The organism is Alteromonas sp. HB246098 (genome assembly GCF_054890645.1).
In genome coordinates this window covers 15,221-33,862 of record NZ_JBTZUG010000013.1, presented here as the reverse complement: position 1 = coordinate 33,862, position 18,642 = coordinate 15,221, and the positions used below count along the sequence as shown (strand labels likewise).

At 43.0% G+C, this 18,642-nt stretch carries 15 protein-coding genes; 6 read left to right on the top strand and 9 right to left on the bottom strand.

All coding sequences use genetic code 11. The features are described 5' to 3' along the window. The first annotated feature begins 11 nt into the window (after positions 1 to 11). On the top strand, positions 12 to 1,463 hold the full coding sequence (locus tag ACYTPF_RS18955; RefSeq protein WP_461853296.1) for an exo-beta-N-acetylmuramidase NamZ family protein: 1,452 nt from the start codon (positions 12 to 14) through the stop codon (positions 1,461 to 1,463). A 146-nt stretch (positions 1,464 to 1,609) separates the two neighbouring features. Here ACYTPF_RS18955 and ACYTPF_RS18950 read toward each other — a convergent pair whose 3' ends face one another. Together ACYTPF_RS18950 and ACYTPF_RS18945 are read right to left on the bottom strand one after the other, a co-directional pair. Continuing rightward, a complete protein-coding gene (locus tag ACYTPF_RS18950; RefSeq protein WP_461853295.1) occupies positions 1,610 to 2,680 on the bottom strand; it encodes a mechanosensitive ion channel family protein in 1,071 nt (356 codons plus the stop codon). An 89-nt stretch (positions 2,681 to 2,769) separates the two neighbouring features. After that, positions 2,770 to 4,872, bottom strand: a complete 2,103-nt coding sequence (locus ACYTPF_RS18945) for a glycoside hydrolase family 3 N-terminal domain-containing protein (protein WP_461853294.1) — start codon at positions 4,870 to 4,872, stop codon at positions 2,770 to 2,772. Positions 4,873 to 5,092: 220 nt separating this feature from the next. On the opposite strand from ACYTPF_RS18945, the gene ACYTPF_RS18940 reads away from it, so the two are divergent. Both ACYTPF_RS18940 and ggt read left to right on the top strand, forming a co-directional pair. Beyond that, positions 5,093 to 6,469 (top strand): Na+/H+ antiporter NhaC family protein, encoded by a 1,377-nt coding sequence (locus ACYTPF_RS18940; RefSeq protein ID WP_461853293.1) that lies wholly within the window; start codon positions 5,093 to 5,095, stop codon positions 6,467 to 6,469. A gap of 76 nt (positions 6,470 to 6,545) precedes the next feature. Then, on the top strand, positions 6,546 to 8,264 hold the full coding sequence (gene ggt / locus ACYTPF_RS18935; RefSeq protein ID WP_461853292.1) for a gamma-glutamyltransferase: 1,719 nt from the start codon (positions 6,546 to 6,548) through the stop codon (positions 8,262 to 8,264). A gap of 113 nt (positions 8,265 to 8,377) precedes the next feature. Here the strand turns inward: ggt and ACYTPF_RS18930 are convergent, their stop codons facing one another. Next, complete coding sequence (locus tag ACYTPF_RS18930; RefSeq protein WP_269918242.1) at positions 8,378 to 8,848, bottom strand: LabA-like NYN domain-containing protein; 471 nt, start codon at positions 8,846 to 8,848, stop codon at positions 8,378 to 8,380. Between the two features lie 89 nt (positions 8,849 to 8,937). Here ACYTPF_RS18930 and ACYTPF_RS18925 point away from each other — a divergent pair, with 89 nt between their 5' ends. Continuing rightward, entirely contained in the window at positions 8,938 to 9,636 is a 699-nt protein-coding gene (locus ACYTPF_RS18925; protein ID WP_461853291.1) for a PepSY domain-containing protein, read from the top strand. A gap of 45 nt (positions 9,637 to 9,681) precedes the next feature. Here ACYTPF_RS18925 and ACYTPF_RS18920 read toward each other — a convergent pair whose 3' ends face one another. Continuing rightward, positions 9,682 to 11,376 (bottom strand): hypothetical protein, encoded by a 1,695-nt coding sequence (locus ACYTPF_RS18920; RefSeq protein WP_461853290.1) that lies wholly within the window; start codon positions 11,374 to 11,376, stop codon positions 9,682 to 9,684. Positions 11,377 to 11,927: 551 nt separating this feature from the next. Here ACYTPF_RS18920 and ACYTPF_RS18915 point away from each other — a divergent pair. Both ACYTPF_RS18915 and ACYTPF_RS18910 read left to right on the top strand, forming a co-directional pair. Then, positions 11,928 to 12,698 carry a PRC-barrel domain-containing protein gene (locus ACYTPF_RS18915; protein ID WP_461853289.1) on the top strand — a complete coding sequence of 257 codons (771 nt, stop codon included), beginning with the start codon at positions 11,928 to 11,930 and terminating at the stop codon, positions 12,696 to 12,698. Between the two features lie 55 nt (positions 12,699 to 12,753). Continuing rightward, positions 12,754 to 13,293 (top strand): EF-hand domain-containing protein, encoded by a 540-nt coding sequence (locus tag ACYTPF_RS18910; protein WP_461853288.1) that lies wholly within the window; start codon positions 12,754 to 12,756, stop codon positions 13,291 to 13,293. A 77-nt stretch (positions 13,294 to 13,370) separates the two neighbouring features. On the opposite strand, the gene ACYTPF_RS18905 is transcribed toward ACYTPF_RS18910, so the two are convergent. The 5 genes from ACYTPF_RS18905 to ACYTPF_RS18885 form a co-directional block, all read right to left on the bottom strand. Continuing rightward, positions 13,371 to 13,787 (bottom strand): VOC family protein, encoded by a 417-nt coding sequence (locus tag ACYTPF_RS18905; RefSeq protein WP_461853287.1) that lies wholly within the window; start codon positions 13,785 to 13,787, stop codon positions 13,371 to 13,373. A gap of 11 nt (positions 13,788 to 13,798) precedes the next feature. Then, positions 13,799 to 15,205: an aldehyde dehydrogenase family protein gene (locus ACYTPF_RS18900; protein ID WP_461853286.1), complete on the bottom strand. Its 1,407-nt coding sequence runs from the start codon at positions 15,203 to 15,205 to the stop codon at positions 13,799 to 13,801. A gap of 313 nt (positions 15,206 to 15,518) precedes the next feature. Further along, a complete protein-coding gene (locus ACYTPF_RS18895) occupies positions 15,519 to 16,817 on the bottom strand; it encodes an adenylosuccinate synthase (RefSeq protein WP_461853285.1) in 1,299 nt (432 codons plus the stop codon). A 282-nt stretch (positions 16,818 to 17,099) separates the two neighbouring features. Beyond that, positions 17,100 to 17,282 carry a DUF2065 domain-containing protein gene (locus ACYTPF_RS18890; protein ID WP_071816877.1) on the bottom strand — a complete coding sequence of 61 codons (183 nt, stop codon included), beginning with the start codon at positions 17,280 to 17,282 and terminating at the stop codon, positions 17,100 to 17,102. Between the two features lie 96 nt (positions 17,283 to 17,378). After that, positions 17,379 to 18,557: an aminotransferase class V-fold PLP-dependent enzyme gene (locus ACYTPF_RS18885; protein ID WP_461853284.1), complete on the bottom strand. Its 1,179-nt coding sequence runs from the start codon at positions 18,555 to 18,557 to the stop codon at positions 17,379 to 17,381. Positions 18,558 to 18,642: the final 85 nt, after the last annotated feature.

Sequence of the window (18,642 nt, the reverse complement as noted above, 5' to 3'; positions counted from 1 at the left end):
GTTTAGCCAATATGAGCACAAATATTACACGTCATACAAAGAGCGCATTGATTATCGCGCTTACCTTACTGGTCAGTTTTTCCTTCTTGACCTCATGTGCGCAAAACAGCTTATCTACACATGTATATACAACTGATGGTGACAGTTTAAAAGCAAAACAAAGTGGGCTGGCTAATGAAGACTTAAACGCCAATCAACTTGCTGTAGGTGCTGAACGCTATTCAAGATACCTCCCTTTGTTAGAAGGTAAGCGAGTTAGTTTGGTAGTAAACCAAAGCTCTTTAGTTAGAGATGATTTGGTTAGAAATAACGAGATAACTGGTCCTTCAGGAACGATAAAAGCAAACCAACCCTATCAGCATTTGGTGGATGCCTTATTACAACGTAATGTTGACCTAGTAAGTATTATGTCACCCGAGCACGGATTTAGGGGGGATAAAGGCGCAGGTGAAAAGGTAAATAGCGATATTGACGCTAAAACGGGTTTACCTATTCATTCGCTTTACGGGGCAACTAAAAAGCCCACGACGGCTATGCTGGAAAATACCGACATAATTGTTTTCGATATTCAGGATGTGGGCGTACGTTTTTACACATACTTAAGTACGTTGCACTATGTAATGGAAGCCGCTTTTGCCCAAGGCATTCAAGTTGTGGTGCTAGATAGACCAAACCCTAATGGCCGATATGTCGACGGCCCAGTGCTAAAGCCAGCATTTTCATCGTTTATTGGCATGCACCCTATTCCCGTTTTGCACGGCATGACATTAGGTGAACTTGCTCAAATGATCGTTGGAGAGCGCTGGTTAGATATTGAGGCAACTAACTACAACCAAGCAAAACTTACCGTAGTGCCGGTAGAGGACTATGAACGCACTGCGCACTATTCCCTGCCGGTGGCACCTAGTCCTAACTTACCAAACGATTTGTCTATCCAGCTATACCCCACGCTATGCTTTTTCGAGGGAACCGATGTCAGTATTGGCCGTGGCACTGACTTCCCATTTCAGCTTGTTGGTCACCCTAATATCGAATTCGGTGAATCTCAAATACTGGTAAAAGCAAATAGTGCAGCGCCTTACCCTAAACATGAAAACACTTTACTAAATGCTCACGTTTTTACCCGCGCAGATCTTATGGACTTGGAAAACTCAAGCCTTAAGTTACAGAATAGAGAAGGTTCACCAGTTAGCGGATTGGAAATAGAAACCTTGATTAATGCCTATTCTCGCTTTTCTGAATACAACCGTATTGCCACCGTTAGTGGAAGTTCTACAGAAACATTTTTCACACGCCCAGAATTTTTCGATAAATTGGCGGGTACTGATGCACTAAGGAATCAAATCCAAACCGGGAAAACATATGCTAAGATTCGCCAAAGTTGGCAAAAGAGTTTGAGTGCGTTCAGAGAAAAAAGAAAGCCATATCTACTTTATGAAGACATCGAACGACGTCAAGAATAACTCACGTAGCCTTGCTAATTTAACAAGCTGTTAGATAGACAAAATCGGGAGGCACGATCAGCGAGCATTGAAAGGGTTAACATTAAAGTAAATACTTACTTATCCCTTAAGGCTTATATCACAAGTCTTAAAAAAGTTAGTGAAAACTAACCTTCCTCTGTTTTAGTTTTTACCAGTGTTGCAAGTCTAGCTTCTGCTGTGGCTTTTTGTTGCTTTAGCTCGTCTTTATTTTCACTGTCGCTCTCTGCGATTTTTGCATCAATATCGGCAATGGTCTGCATTAACATTCCTTTGTTCTTTTCTTTTTGCTCCGCTTCTTCAGCCTTGTCAAAAATCACGTCTTCTGGAGACGCTTCTTCTTTGGTGCTTTGGCTGGGCGATTTAGCAATCTTTTTCAAACCATCGGCCTGAGGACGCTGGTTCATGAAACTAGGCGAAACAATTTCAATATCAGAATCGTGTAAGGCATCAAGTACAGCTTTGTGCAGCCTTGAGCGAGCGCTCAGCAAGCTCTTTACTTCGGTTAGTAACCCTGAAATACGATAGCTTACAGAGAAATCGCCTAGCCCCATGACCTGTACAAAAGGCTCTGCCAGCTTTGCATTTTCAGCAGCAGCAAGTAGATGCTTTTCAATGACACTGTGGTGAATATCATAGCCTAAGCTAATATCCACGCTAACAATTGCACCAGAAGCACGCGTGACCGAAACAGGCGAATTCACCATAAGCGTGTTGGCGAAAGCAATTAGCTCTCTGCTCTCCGTCTGAATTTCAACATCAAGCAATCCCATTTCAGTAACGCGCCCGCTATAACCTTCTACTTTTATGAAGTCACCGACCCTAAAGGGGCGGTTTACCCTAAGTACTATTCCTGCCATCAAATTACCCACCATCGTGGTAGATGAAAAAGCAATGACACCAGAAATAAGTACACCGATTAGTGCTATAACTTGATTTCGCGTACTTTCACTTACTGGAAGAGTCATCGCTATAACAACTGCTCCAATAATAGTAAGTACTAACATGCCAACTTGACGAGGCAGTTTCTGCTCGCTGGTAAGGTGGCTTTGTTTAGCAAGCAAAAGGTAATGTAGAGTAACGAGTGTACTTACAACCAATGCTATAGCAACGAGTAGAGGAACAAATGTAAGGAACGTACTGAACACAGAGTCCATTAGTAATTCTCGCGTAGTATCTGATAAGTTTTCTGTATTCACATGTTTTCCTTTAAGGTTGGCTAAAGAAACACCTTTAAACTAGCCTTTCACATTGTCGCTCAAACTGCCGCTTTTAGGTATAGAGAAAGCTACTCTAACGAAACTGGTGCACGACCTTCGGCAACTGCATTACCAACTAAAACATCGGCCAGTGCGTTCAGACTATAGCTGGTAACCTTGTTATCACCCTTACCAACTTGCTCGTCTATGCTTATCGCATAACTAAATGTTGCAATAGCGATGTCTGTCACATTTTTGAGATCATTTGCTTCATACGGCATACGTAGGGGAGCAAAAACCACGGTTTTCTTCTGTGTTTTCGCAGCAGTCATCATCATTTTGCTAAATGCCATCACATCAGATTCACTTGCGCGATGCTTTATATGTTCAGGTAGATCAAGCCCACCTAACTCGTAGTTCGCGTGAAGCGGATTAATATTACCCACCACTAGTACTTCTGCCTGTTTTAAAAGCATCATAGCTAGCTGTTTTTTTGGCAATGCCGTTAAGGGTAGACAAGCAAATTCTAGGGGCTTATTAGTACTCTTTGAACTTGCTCGTATCAGTGCACTTTCAAAGGCTAAACACCTTGCGGCATCAGGCATTAGCGCAAGCCAGCGCGTTGATGTTACCGGAAGTTTCCCCTTTCCATATAGCACCGAGACCGAAGCCTTAGAAAGCGCTTTCTCAATTCGGATTCCTTTGTTTTTTAGACTGTTAGGATTATCAATCGTTGTATTTTCTTTTGCCTCATCAAGCCACCAAGATACAGGTTTAGAAACGAAGTTTTCTAAAGTAAACTGTTGTTTTGCTTTGAGAATACGATTATAGGAAGACACCAAGAAAGCGCTTTCTGAAAATGAGTCTGATGACTTGTTTACAAGTCTTATTGCCACATTATCTAAAAGCTTTGAGAATGCGTTGATATCCATTTTATTTCTTATGGTGAAAGGCATGAGCGCAATATCCGCACCGGCACTGAATGCGCGAACGAGTGCTTCTTCATGCGAGAAGAACTGTGTAATACCAGCCATATCTAACGCATCTGTAACTACCAGGCCTTTATACCCTAATTGCTTGCGAAGCATGTCGGTTAGTATCTTTTTCGACAAGGTAGCGGGAACAATTTGCAGCTTGCCATTCTTGTCTGCAATTTCAGTATCATCCAAAGACGGATATTGAATGTGTGCGCTCATTACCATTGCCGGCGGGGTCGCACTATTAATTATATTAGCAAAAGGAAGAACATCCTCTGCCATTGCTTGAGCCTTGGTATGCGTGACTTGCGGTAAGCCACTGTGACTGTCCACATGGGTATCACCGTGACCTGGAAAGTGTTTAATAGCAGCCAAGACTCCCGTACTTTGCATCGCACTTAAAAACGCCTGTCCGAGTGCCGCCACCTGTTCTGGTTTTTCAGAAAAACTGCGTACGTTTATAACGGGGTTCTTTGGCTCACTATTTACATCCACCGACGGCGCAAAATTAGTGTTAACCCCTAAAGGTAACAGCGTTTGGCCAATGTGCGATGCTACGCTTTGGGCAAAGGCATGGCCCCGCTGATGAAAGGTAGCACCGATGGCCATGTTACCTGCAAACGGCGAAAGCATATCTGAAGGCAGTCTCGCTACTCTCCCCCCTTCTTGGTCGACAGCAATGAATAGCGGTTGTCTACCTGCATTTACCATATGTCGCTGCATGGTGTAATTAAGCGTAATTAACTGCTCGGCATTTTGAATGTTTTCCGAAAATAAAATAACGCCGCCTATGTTGTGTGTACTGAGCACACTTAAAAGCGAAGGAGGAATTTCGGTCATGGGCGTGCGACAGCGTGACGATGGCGTACCATCTTCACAAAAATAGCGAAAATCCAAAATAATCTTTTGCCCAAGCATGTTCTTTACTGCGCTGACAGCTTCGCTGCTAATCGTTTTCGCGCTACCCGTTTCATCGCCAGCTTTTTTAGCAGCAACCTTTTTAGCGGTGATTTTGTTAGCGCTAGCCTTTTTAGCGTTAGTTGGGGGCAATTCAGTATTGGTGACACTTGGGGTAGATGTGTCGCCGTTTAAAGCGTTTGCCGTTGCGCTAGCAGCAAAAATGCCGACACTAAATAAAACTAAAATGCCTGAAAGAAAATGGCTTAAGCTCAATACAGAAGTACGCTTTTTACAAATAACTTGCTGGAATAACAATGTTTATCTAATCCTTGGTAACACAGAGCACAATACGGTACGCTAGCATAAATGAGAGAAGCATGTTCGCCAACTTTGAACTGTATTCACACCTTCTCTTACGCGTTAGTTTATATAATTTGCTACGTGAAAAGACATACCTGTAGGGCACGCTGAACTTAGGTAAACAATCTATAGCAGCAGGTTCTAAGCACACATAAATTTAAGTTTGGAAAGAAGTATGGATTGGATGTCAGTCATCCCCCCTCTTGTGGCTATTGCCGTCGTTTTTTGGAAAAAAGAAGTTATCTTAGCATTGGCGCTGGCCGTACTGTCTGCTGAAGCCTTAATTCTTGTTAATGCTGATATCACAACCAGCTATATGGCCCCTATTAATGCCATAGAACGTGTGGTTGATACCGCTGCTAGCCCAGGGAACACGCGGGTGCTTATTTTCTCCGTTCTAGTCGGCGCACTACTGGCTTTTATTCGTGATTCTGGTGGCGTAACGGCAACCGTTAACTTTCTGGTTAATAAGGGCGTAGCGAAAAGCCGTAAACAAGTAGGCGGCTTAACGATGTTTACTGGTATTGCCGTATTCATAGAGTCGAACTTGAGCGTGCTTACTGCTGGTATATTCGCCCGAGGGTTGTTTGATCGTTTCAACATGAGCCGCGCACGTTTAGCTTACATAATTGATTCCACCAGCGCGCCAGTTTGTATTTTGATTTTATTAAACGGCTGGGGCGCTTTTATACTCAGCCTACTCGATGCCTACGAACTACCCGCTTCGTCAGCTTCCATTTTATGGGGCAGCGTATTTTTTAACTTTTACGCTATTTTCACCTTACTTATTGTGGCTTACACAATTTCCACTGATAAAGTGCACGGCCCTATGGCTGAAGAAGAAAAAGCACTGTCTCATGTTGAGGTAAATCACACGACTGAGCCCGCCACTAAAGCGCGATTTATGCTGGTTCCGCTGCTGGTGATGGTATTGAGTATGGTTGGCTTCATGTTCTGGACAGGTAACGGCGTTTTATCTGAAGGCAGCGGCAGTAAATCAGTTCTTTATGCGACGGCTCTTGCCACTGCTATTGCCTACGGTCTGCTTCTCGTTCATAAACGATTTACTCATAAAGAAGCGGTAGACATCGGTTTTAAAGGGATGGGTGAACTACTCCCCCTAGTTACCATAGTGTTACTTTCATTAACCTTAGGCAATAGCCTTAAGGTGCTAGGAACCGGCGTATTTGTGGCAGGAATAGTGGGTGAATACCTTCCAATGGTGCTGATTGTTCCCATGTTATTTATTGCCGGCGGGATCATGTCGTTTACCACAGGCACGTCATGGGGTACCTTCGCCATCCTTATACCTATTGGTGTACCACTAATTCAGAGTTTAGGGTTGCCTCCTTCTTTGGTTATTGGCGCTATATTGGGTGGCGGTATATTTGGCGATCACTGTTCGCCTATTTCCGATACCACAGCCGTATCTTCGCTAGCAGCGGGTACTGACGTATTAACGCACGTTAAAACCCAGTTTCCTTACGCACTATTTGCCGGCGCACTTACGCTTATTGCCTATTTTGTAGCAAGCTTAGTCATGCTTGGCTAAACATGTGACTAAGGTTTGTTGGTAGCCGATTGCTAATATCAAGGCGTTAGCAATATCTGTAGCAAGGAGTTTTCTAATGAAAAGACGGATAGCAAACATCGGGTTTATCTCGATGATAGTAGCATTTATTTCGGTAGTGGCAGCATGTTCACATTCGCCAAACGACACAGTTAATACTGTTGGAGAAAATGCCGTAGGCTTAAGTCAGCAGGCCGTTGCCATGCCTGACAGCTATAGCGCCGATGCTGCTATGCAGGTACTTCAGGAAGGCGGCAACGCTATTGATGCGGCTATTACTGCTCAGTTTGTTTTAGCCGTAACATTGCCAGAGGCGGGTAACGTTGGCGGCGGTGGCTTTATGACAATAAAGTTTGAAGATAGTACCGACTTTCTTGATTATCGTGAAATGGCGCCTGAAAAGGCTCACCGCGACATGTACCTTGATAAAAAAGGTAACGTAAAGCACAAAGAATCTTTGTTTGGCGCTAAAGCGTCGGGTATTCCTGGTACTGTTGCGGGTATGTGGGCGGCACACAAAAAATACGGCACATTGGATTGGGAGCGCCTACTTGCGCCAGCAGTAAACTTGGCTGAACAGGGCTTTGTGGTGCATGAAAAATTAGCAAATAACATTGCCCGTTATATTTCGCGCGCCCAAGAAAAAGGCATCGACAACAACTTCAGTGAATACTTTGCAGATGCAAAAGCGGGCACTACTTTTAAGCAGCCTGAGCTAGCAAAAACACTTAAAGCTATTCAGCAACAGGGCAAAGACGGCTTTTATAAAGGCGATGTAGCAAAACATATTGTTGATTTTATGCAGCAAAATGGCGGCCTTATTACCTACGAAGATTTGCAAGCTTACAAAGCCGTGTGGCGTGCGCCACTTCACTTAAACTGGCAGGGCTACGAGCTAGTTACCGCTCCCCCTCCAAGTTCGGGTGGCGTTGCCGTAGCGCAATGGATTGGCATGCTGGAAGCCTATGATGCAACCCACGATTTGCCCGCGCAAAACAGCACTGAGTACATTCACGTTATGTCTGAAATAGGCAAGCGTGTGTTTGCCGATCGCGCTGAATACATGGGCGATCCCGACTTTGTTAGTGTTCCAGTAAAAGCGCTCACAGACGCTAACTACATTACCGAACGCGCAGCCGATATTAAGCCTGCCAGCATTTCCGATACGCCAAGCATAAAGCCGGGCTTGAAAGAGAGCGAAGATACTACTCACTTCTCGATTATGGATAGATGGGGTAACGCCGTTGCCAATACCACAACCATCAATCTTACGTTTGGTAGTGGCGTTGTTGTGACTGGTGCCGGCTTCTTGTTGAACGATGAAATGGACGACTTTAGCGCTAAACCTGGTGTGCCAAACTTTTTTGGTGCTGTAGGTGGTGAAGCGAATGCGATTGAGCCTTACAAGCGCATGCTATCTTCTATGACACCAACACTGGTTACTAAAAACGACCAAGTAGTTCTGGTAACAGGTTCGCCGGGCGGCACTACTATCATCTCGTCAGTTGCTCAGTCACTTTTGAATGCCCTACTTTACGATATGAGTGCCGAAGAAGCCGCAAATTCACCACGTTTTCATCACCAGCTACTGCCAAAAGACACTATTCGTATGCACGACGGGTTTACAGAGACAACCGTAAATGAGCTTAAAGCCATGGGCTATACCATTGATAACCGTCGATTTGGTGATGTGCATTTAATTAAACGCACTAAAGAGGGTGTGGAAGCCGCGTCTGAGAAAAGCGGCCGGGGTAAAAGTCTAGTACAACCGTATTAGTACAGTCGTACTAGCACAGCCTCATTAGCTTGTAGTCATGAACGTAAATCTATAGGCGAGCCGTATTGGCTCTGCCTTAAGGTTTCGGCATTCAGCAAGGTAAAAACTAGTAACTACAGCAACAGAGCGGTGTCGATAGGCACGTACTTAGACGCCACTTTTTGAATACTTTCAGCCGTTAATGCGGGAACGCCGTACACTGTTACGGTTTTCCCTTTTTCTTTAAGAGCATTTACAAGAATATCGAAATCACCGTCGCCAGACACCAGAATGACCTCATCAACATCATTGGCATGTTCAAGTGCATCTACCGTAATACCTACATCCCAATCGCCTTTTGCCGAGCCGTCGGCGCGCTGAATAAAAGGCTTTAACTTTACTTCAAATCCAATAGCGCGAAGAATGTTTTGAAATTCACGCTGTTTACTGTCGCCCCTGTCGATGGCATATGCAAAAGCATGGGTTATATCTAAGTTGTAGCTAAGTTCACGCCAAAACTGGTTGTAATTAAAGTTACGTTTGTACGCCTGACGGCACGTGTAATACACGTTTTGTACGTCTACAAGCACTAAAGCTTTTTTCAAAACCACTCTCTTTATCGATTTACTCGGTTGATGTTTTCTGATGTTATAGCCTTTTGCTAGTAAAACCAAAAAACCTGATGATGAAATTTATGCGCAAAGCGCACAATTACCTGGGCTTAATTTTGTTTGTGCAAATAGGTCTATGGTTTTTAAGTGGCTTAGTCATGGCCTTGTTACCCATAGATGAAGTAAGAGGTAACCACTTGAAGAACAGTATCATCACTTCCTGGCACAAAGCAGCGTTCTCCCCTTCAGATATATTAAGTGAGCACAGTAGCTCAGCGTCGCTTTCTCTTACCTATCGCGTGAATACCTCACAATCTTCGCTTGATGCTATCCCAGTTTATTATGTCATGGATGGCGATAATGCTTATCGCTATAGCGCCTTAACAGGTGAACGGTTGAACGCACTTCAGGAAAAAGCTGTGCGAAAAGCAGCTACAAAGCAATATGCAGGTGATGGTGACATTGTCGAGGCACAGCGTTTAGCTGAGCTACCGCAAGAAGTACAAAACTTGTCAGCCCCTTTGTGGCAGGTCAGCTTTAACGACGAGTTCAATACCCGGTTTTACATCGACCCAAATACAGGCAGCGTTTCACGGGTACGTACCGACACATGGCGACTTTTTGATTTTATGTGGATGCTACACATTATGGATTATAAAGATAGAAGTAACTTTAACTCGCCTTGGCTCATTGCTTTCTCTGGCAGTGCCCTTCTATTTACGTTAACTGGTGTAGGCTTACTGTATCAAAGGTTCAAACCACGAAAAAAACGGCAAAGCTAAACTTTGCCGTTTTAATACAGTGCTCTACTAAGGTTTTACATGTGCTTAAATAAGGTTTGTTGCCACCGCACCTGCTATAGCAGCACTCGATAACGACACCAAAGCACTGGCAAACAACCACCAAGCTACCGATGCAGCAGTTGCTCTTACACCTTCGGCTTCGTCTAATGCAGCCTGTTTGAGGGCACTAATACGTTTTGCCGTTTCCGCTTTTACATCTTCGTATCTCTTTAGAAGATCATTACGCGCATCATTATACTTAGCAATATAGTTATCTATATCTTGTTCACTGATAGCCTGATTGTTAGTTAATAGAGCGCGAATAGAGTTTTCGTCCATTTTCTTGACGCGATTTAGTACTACATCGGGTGTATGACTTGGATTATCCAACATTTCCATGAAGTCGGCTTTAAGGTTACGGTATTGAAGCTCTGGTCTATCTAAACGATCGAACCAAGCCTGAATGCGTTGCTCTACCTTTGAACGTTTTGCGGGTAAATTACTTGCCTGTTCTTCATAAGTATTTTCACTAGCGCTAGTTTTACTTTGCATAAATGAAATCGCAGAATCATAAGCTTTAAGTACTCTGTCCGCCTTTTGCTCATCCATATTATCGTGGTGCTGCAGTAAGCCTTTAAGGGATTCTCTATCTAGATTCGCTGCTCGGTTAGATAAAATGCGATATGCACCTTTAGGATTGTCAAAAATGTCATTGAGATCTTTTTCCAATGTTTCAGGTGTTACTGCTTCTTGGTCAGAATCATTAAGATAAGTAATTAACTGCTGACGATACTGCTTTCCTTTCTCTTCATCGCCTGGAGATAACTTGTCAAACAGCGCGGTTGCTTTTTGCTTGTTTGAACCTTCTTTTTTAAGAGTGTTTTTTACTTCATCATAAGTTTGAGATAGCTGCTGCTTTTGTTCGTCGTTCAGCGAAGGGCGTTGATTCGCGATATCAAGAATGAGCTTTTTCGCAACACCAGAATCGTCCGTAGAGTATTGTTCCTCTACTTCGATTTCATTAATTAGCGTTTCTAATTCTTTTCGCAAGTCTTTCGCTGAAAACTGCGACTGGGTAGTTCTATCGATATACTGCTTAATTTTCTTATCAATGTCTGAGGTATTAAACTCATCACGCACTTCATCATGAACCGCTTTAACCGTTTCTTTTGCAAACGCTTTGGCCTTTGCTTCGTCACTTTGAGAAAAGCTGTTCACAGTAGCACCTGTAATTGCCGCCGCACCTTTACGTAAATAGCCAATCATATTGCCAAGAATCGACGATGTTAGTTTCGCATCTAAAATAAGCGTGCTAATAAAAAACAGCGACCATATAACTACACCTAAAATCATGCCATTTAAAAGGCTTTCTGCCACACTAATTTCGATGGCTAATAATGTTGCAACAAAAACAGAAATAGACATAGTCACCATGGTAAAAATACCGAAAGCGGAGGAAACTTTCCTTCCGGTTTTTTTAGTATTATGTGATGAACTACTATTTTTACTACTAGAGCTATTATCGCTATTATCGGAAATATCTCCTATAGCACTTATACCTGACGCAATAGCTAAATTACTTAAAAGAAATTGAATACCTACCGCAACAACAACACCGGTAATAACACTAGTAAAAAACACGCCTGATAAAGAGGTTGTATCTTCTACTACGGTTTGAGCGCTAACTAAAGAGGGCAGCAATAAAATGCTCGCCAAAAAAAGATGGTTTAATTTACGCATGATGATTTCCTTGTTCCAAATTAAAGTAACTTCGTGTCGTCACTTTATGGGAAGCAACATGAATACCAGCGTTATTTAAAAGGTTAATTTTTATTAATGAACAGTTACTTAGCACATATCAATTTATGTTCCTGTCATTATTTTTTGTTAATAATTTATACGTACCAGCGAACACAATGTAAAGATTGGTCTACCGTGTGTAAATACGTAATCATTGCAATCTTAAAATTGGTAAGACCAAATATTTTTCTCTTTTCTTATTTATTAAGAATAGTGGATTTTTATATTCGTAAAATTACTTCTTACTTTCATAAAAACAATAAATTTAAAACAAATACTCAAATTAGTAAAACTCAAAAATAATCAGATACCTACAAAAAATTTAGATTTTAAAACTTAAAATAACAATTAACTTTATCGAATTCAAAAAAAGCTTTATCTCTTTGTTAAAAACATTATCTATTAAATAGACGGTATACCGGTTGCAACGTCAGTTTTGTCTTTAAGCGGTAGACAAAATTCAAGGTAGTTTAATTTTCAAGGAGAAAAAGATGGATATTCGTAAAAGACAAAAAAACGCGTCGCTATTAAAGAAAAGCTCGATTGCTGCTGTCGTAGCACTAGGGCTGAGTAGTGGTGTAAGTGCACAGGAGCTCGATGAAGCCGAACGCTCTCAAATTGAAGTGATTAAGGGACAAACGGATGTTGATGTAAAACAGCCAGCCCCGTCAGTAGAAGTTAAACAACAAGATCCTCAAGTTGATGTAGCCGTTGGCAAACCTGAAGTTGATATAGACTATCAGGACCCGGAAATTTCTGTGAAACAACAAGAGCCTGAAGTAAATGTTGTGCAAGCAGAACCTCAGATAACAGTTAATGCGGCGAAGCCAAAGGTGACCGTAAATCAAGCGGAGCCCGAAATCACTATTGAGAGTAGCGAGCCCGAAATAAATATTGTCCGTCGAGACGCAAGTGGCGACATTCGTGAAGATAGTGATAAGGCAATGGTTGCACACATGACTATTAACGAATTAGAAGATAACGACGTGGTAAACACTCGCGGTGAAGAAGTCGCATCAATTGAAGAAGTTGTGATGCAAAAGCAAAGTAACGATGTTTACCTTGTCGTAGAATCGGGCGGCATGATGGGTCTTGGCGAGAAGAAGAGCGTCATTCCTCTAGATGAAGTGAAATTAGAAGAGGGTAATTTACTGCTTTCTTCAAGCAGAGAAATTCAGCAGTTCCCGGAGTACGTAGAATCTCGTTATTCATCTATAAGCGAAAAGCAGAAAACGTTAGAAAACATTTTGTCAGCTGAATAACCTTCGCAATTTTCAATAGATGAACAATGTAAAATAGATACCAAAGGAAATGACCATGAATTTTAAGAAAATCGAGAGTAAAGCCTTAATAACATCTGCACTACTGACATCAGCTTTGTTTAGCACAAGTAGCTTCGCACAAGAAACAATGAGTTCGACGCTAGAGCCAAGTAAGTACGATAAAATTATGCGCACTTATGACAAAAACAAAAACGGGGAGCTTGATAAAAGTGAGTTAGCCCAGTACATGGCAAGTGAACAAAACAATGAGCGTAAAGGCGACAAGGTCACCGTAACGCAAAAGCCTGCTATAGTAACTATTAACCAAAAGCCTGCACAAGTTACGGTGCGTCAGCCTAAGCCTGAAATAACGATCACCACTAATGATCCAGATATCACCGTAGATCAGCCGGATCCTGAGGTAACTATCTCTCAAGCTCAGCCTAGAGTGAATATCAAAGCAGGAAAGCCTGCCGTAGATGTAAAACAACGAGACCCTGAAATAGAAGTAGAGCAGCCAGATCCAGAAGTTGCGGTTGAAAAAAGCGACCCTGATGTAGAGTTAGAAGGCAACTATATTGAAGTAGATCAGTAACCTTATGACTAAGCTCTATCGATATATGCCTATTGAGATGTCTCAATAGGCATACCTATTAGCCTTGAAATGGCTTTTTAACTTGCAAATAGCTGATTAATATCTGCAAACGCTTTAAATTCTAACGCGTTACCGAAAGGGTCTTTGAAAAACATGGTGGCTTGTTCGCCCGGCTTACCTTTAAAACGAATATAAGGTGCGATAACAAACTCAATATCAGCAGCTTCCAGTTTACTTGCCAATTCTTGCCAGTCATCCATCGTTAGCACAACGCCAAAGTGCGGCACCGGCACAGCATGATCGTCTACCCCGTTATGCGAAGGCGGCGACGGCATGGCCTCTACACAGTGTGTCACTAACTGATGGCCGAAGAAATTCCAGTCTATCCACTGTGCATCGCTGCGCCCTTTCTCGCAACCCAATAAATCACCGTAGAACGCTTCAGCATCGGTTAGATTAGTGACCGGTATGGCAAGGTGAAAAGGCTGAACCATGAAAACTCCTGTTATAAAAACTTCTTAAGTAACGATAGCTTGAACTTTGAAAACGGTGCGTAACGAAAGAACACGTCTAACGCAAAAGAACGCTTCATCACTGTTTTGATATGACTGAATGTATCAAAACCTGCTTGCCCATGATAGTTACCCATGCCGCTATTTCCTACGCCGCCAAACGGCAACTCAGGGTTAGTCATAAACAGCATAGTGTCGTTCGTACACACGCTACCTGAACTGGTTTTGCTGATGATATTATCAAGCACATCGTTCTTATCACTAAATGCATAAAGCGCGAGTGGTTTAGGTCTACTATTCACAAACTTAATGCCCGCCTCCATGTTGTCGACAGTGATAATAGGTAGAATAGGGCCGAAGATCTCTTCTTTCATCAGCGGGCTATCTAGCGATGGCTCTAGTACAAGGGTAGGCGCCATTGCTGGACGAGATTCATCTAACTCGCCCCCATACACCACATTGACGCCTTCAAGATAACTCTCTAGGCGCTTTAAGTGACGATGATTAATAATATTGCCGTAGTCTCGAGACGATAAAGGCGCTTTGCCGTATTGCTTTTTCAGCTCTTTTTTAACCGCTTCAATAAACTTTTGCTCAAAGCCCTTCTCTACAATGACATAGTCGGGCGCAATACAAGTTTGGCCTGCGTTCATCCATTTACCCCACACTAGACGGCGCGCGGTGACAGCAAGGTTTGTGTTTTTATCAACAAAACAGGGACTCTTACCGCCAAGCTCAAGGGTTACTGGCGTTAAATGCTTGGCCGCGGCGCTCATGACAATTTTGCCCACCACTTCACCACCGGTGTAAAAAATATGGTCCCATTTGCAGGCAAGTAGCGCCGTCGCTTCATCTTTACCGCCTTCAACCACAGCAACACATGAGTTATCCATGTATTGAGGGATAAGCTTAGCCACCAGCGACGATGTTTCTTGTGCTAGTTCGGAAGGTTTTAATACTGCACAGTTACCCGCCGCAATGGCAGCAATGTAAGGAGCAAGTAATAACTGAAGTGGGTAATTCCACGCACCAATGATAAGCACAGTGCCAAGGGGTTCAGGCTTGCGAAAGCTTTTACCGGGCCACGCCGCCATTGGCGTAGATACTTTGCGCGGCTTTGCCCATTTATCCAAGTGCTTAAGCGTATGTTTTATATCAGAAAGCAGAAACCCTTGTTCGGCCACCATGGCTTCGGTCTTACATTTGCCTAAGTCATTTTTAAGGGCCTGTAAAATGTCGTGCTGATTGTCTTTCAGTAAAGTTTCTAATGCCTTTAACTGGCTTTTACGCCATTCCAGGGACTGGGTTTTCCCTGTATCAAAACTGTCATTAAGTTTGTGAACGACGTCAACGAAACACACACCGGTTTCCACTGCGTGAAGAGAAGGTCTATTTGGCATAAGAAGGCTCCGATAGCATAACACCCACTGCAACAATTCGATGACTCATCTTAAGATTGTTGTCGGGCAAAGCAGCGTAATAATTAACTGAAACTATCTTATATTAATAGGGATGTTCGAAGACAACGCAACTAAATTGTTAATTAATGTTTAATGCGATTGCGTTTTACGCCCTAACCGTAGGACTAATAGGAATAAAATGCAGGTGCTAAAAAATGGAGCGTGATAAAGGAAAATGAAAAGAGGTAAAGTTTGTGTGCAACAAAAAAGCCCAGTAAACACTGGGCTTTTAAAGGTATTTAATGAGGTGCTATTACGCGTCGTAAGGGCTGCGTAAAACGATAGTTTCGTTTCTGTCAGGGCCTGTTGAAACGATATCAACTGGCACACCTGTTAGCTCTTCAAGACGCTTAATGTAGTTTTTCGCCGCTTGTGGAAGGGCTTCAAACTCAGTTACACCAAAGGTGTTGTCTGTCCAACCTGGCATTTCTTCATATACTGGCGTTACTTTTTCGTAACCGTCAGCGGCCATAGGTGGAACGTCTTTTACATTGCCTTCTGCATCTTTGTAGCCAACACATATTTGAAGGCTTTCAAGACCGTCTAGCACGTCAAGCTTGGTTAAGCAGAAACCTGTAATAGAGTTGATTTGTACTGCGCGTTTCATCGCAACTGCGTCAAACCAACCTGTACGGCGCTTACGACCTGTGGTTGCGCCAAACTCGTGGCCTTTAACACCTAAGTGTTGGCCTACTTCACAATCTAGTTCAGTAGGGAAAGGGCCTGAGCCTACACGCGTGGTGTATGCTTTTACGATACCCAATACGTAATCTAGCTTAAGCGGACCGAAACCAGCACCTGTTGCCACACCACCAACGGTAGTGTTAGACGAAGTTACATAAGGATACGTACCGTGGTCGATGTCTAGAAGTGTGCCTTGAGCACCTTCAAACATGATAGGTAGACCAGCATTGTGCGCTTTGTCTAGTTCGTCAGTTACATCAACAACCATTGCTTTTAGAATATCAGCAACTTCCATTGCACCTTTTAAGGTTTCATCGAAATCTACTGCTTCTGCGCCATAGTATTGTGTAAGCGTGAAGTTATGCACATCTAGCACTTCTTTCAGCTTTGCTGCGAAGTCTTCGGCGTTAAATAAGTCGCCTACGCGTAAACCGCGACGAGCTACCTTATCTTCATAAGCAGGACCGATACCACGACCCGTTGTACCAATTGCTTTTGCGCCACGGGCTTTTTCGCGCGCTACGTCAAGTGCAATGTGATAAGGAAGAATTAGCGGACAAGCTTCACTAATCTTTAATCGCTCGCGCACTGGAACGCCACGCTCTTCAAGCATAGTCATTTCTTTCATTAGTGCGTCAGGGCTAAGCACAACACCGTTACCAATAATACAGGTAACATTATCGCGTAGGATGCCTGATGGGATTAAGTGAAGTACGGTTTTTTCACCGTCGATTACTAGAGTGTGACCTGCATTGTGTCCGCCTTGGTAACGAACAACATATTTTGCGCGATCAGTGAGTAGGTCTACGACCTTGCCTTTACCCTCGTCACCCCATTGAGTGCCGAGTACCACAACGTTCTTTGCCATGAATCATATGTGTAAGAAAATTAGGCGGGGATTCTACAAAATTCTAGGGCAAGGATCATCTCTTTTTCGAACAAAAATACGACTATTTTGTTTTTATTTTTGAAATTACAAAGATGCTCAAGCGCCGCCGGCGGCTTTTTACAATAAGGCTTGGCTTATTGTTTTATAAAACATATTTCCTAAATCGCTAATTTTTATAGCATTCTAAACATTAGCTAGCGTAAAACCTGAACAGGCGGTCAACCTTGAACTTCGCAGCTCACAAAACAGCTTCTTCCTACATTAACTGAAATAAAAAAGCAGTAGCGCGCCAATTATCACAAGGGTACCGCCAATTTGGCGCAGCTGATTACTCGGTTGCTGACTGATTTGAAGCAAATAATTGCGCCATTTATTCGGAAAAAGCAGCGGTCCTATTCCCTCTATAATTAGTACCAAGGCGAAAGCGGGTAGTAGCCACTCCATAAATTTATCCTTAAAACCGTGTACTGTTAATGAGCGTGCCGTTAATGAGCGCGCAACATTTTGCGCTGCCTTTCCTGCAACGAATTAAGTCGCCCTTTAAGATATTTCCGACAGCACATTTAAATCAATGTATTCGGGGGTATGGTATAGGCCAAAACCAAAGCGTAGCCGGTTACCTCTGAAGTCAGTAAGAATATGATGTGCTTTAAGCTTGGAAGCAAGGGCTTTTGTCACATCGGCATTATCTAATTCAAAGGTAAGAAAATGACCCCGATTCTTTTCATTGTTAACGGCTAAGTGATTTTCATTGAGTAACGGATGATTGCAGTCAGCAAGCTTTTTTAAAAATGTTCGCTGCATGCTCATTACGTAATCATTTATCGCGGCAACATCTAAACTATTATCTTCAAACATGCGAAGCACAGCTCTTAACCTGTAGAGCGCTGTAAAATCCATAGTGGCACCGGCAAAGCGCATCCCATCTAAACTATATTGCACGTTATTTTTACCGCCCGTCTCGCGGGGTTTGTCTAACTCGCCAAATTCGGCAAACCAGCCGGTATATGTGGGTCTTAGCTTACAACCCACCGGCACGTGGGCGAAGCACGCCCCCTCTCCCGCCTGTGCGTATTTATAACTACCTGAAAGATAAAAAATACGATGAGCAATATCGGCAAGGTCCGTAGGCTTTGCCATAAAGCCGTGATAACCATCAACTACGACGAGGGTATTGTCGTTAGCCACACTATGTACAATATCTGAAATATCACTTACCACATAACCAGAGTTGAAAAAGACCTGACTAAAGAAAACTAGCTCAGGATTGTGTTCGGCAATAGCCGCTTTAAAGCGTGAAGAAAAAGTATGATAGGGCTTGGTAGGTACGGTAATAAGTTCTATTGCACCCTGTTCTTCTAGCCTACTCGCTTGGCGCTGAAAACTGTGAAACTCGCTGTCTGTCGATACCACTTTATAAGGTGCAGCGCTATCTATGCAGCTCATAATACGATAAAGCAATTCATGAGTATTTGGCGCAAAAACGATTTGCTCAGGCGCGCCAGTATTCAGTATTTTGCTAATACGCTGTTGCAGTTCCGGTACTAAAGTTTGGAAAAAGTACCCCCACTTTTCGTCTACGTATTTAGCACTGTCATCCCAATAGTTAAGCATTGCTTCGCGTGTGCAGTCTGGCCAAAAATAATGGCTGTGACACGCATAGTGCTGCTTACCTTTGTTAGCGTTGAGAAACCCCGTATAAAACTGCTGATATGCCATGCTTTATTGCCTAATATAAAAACCGCTTAAACCCTATCAAACTTCGGCGTATTTCGCATGAACCTACGCCTACAGCAAAACATTT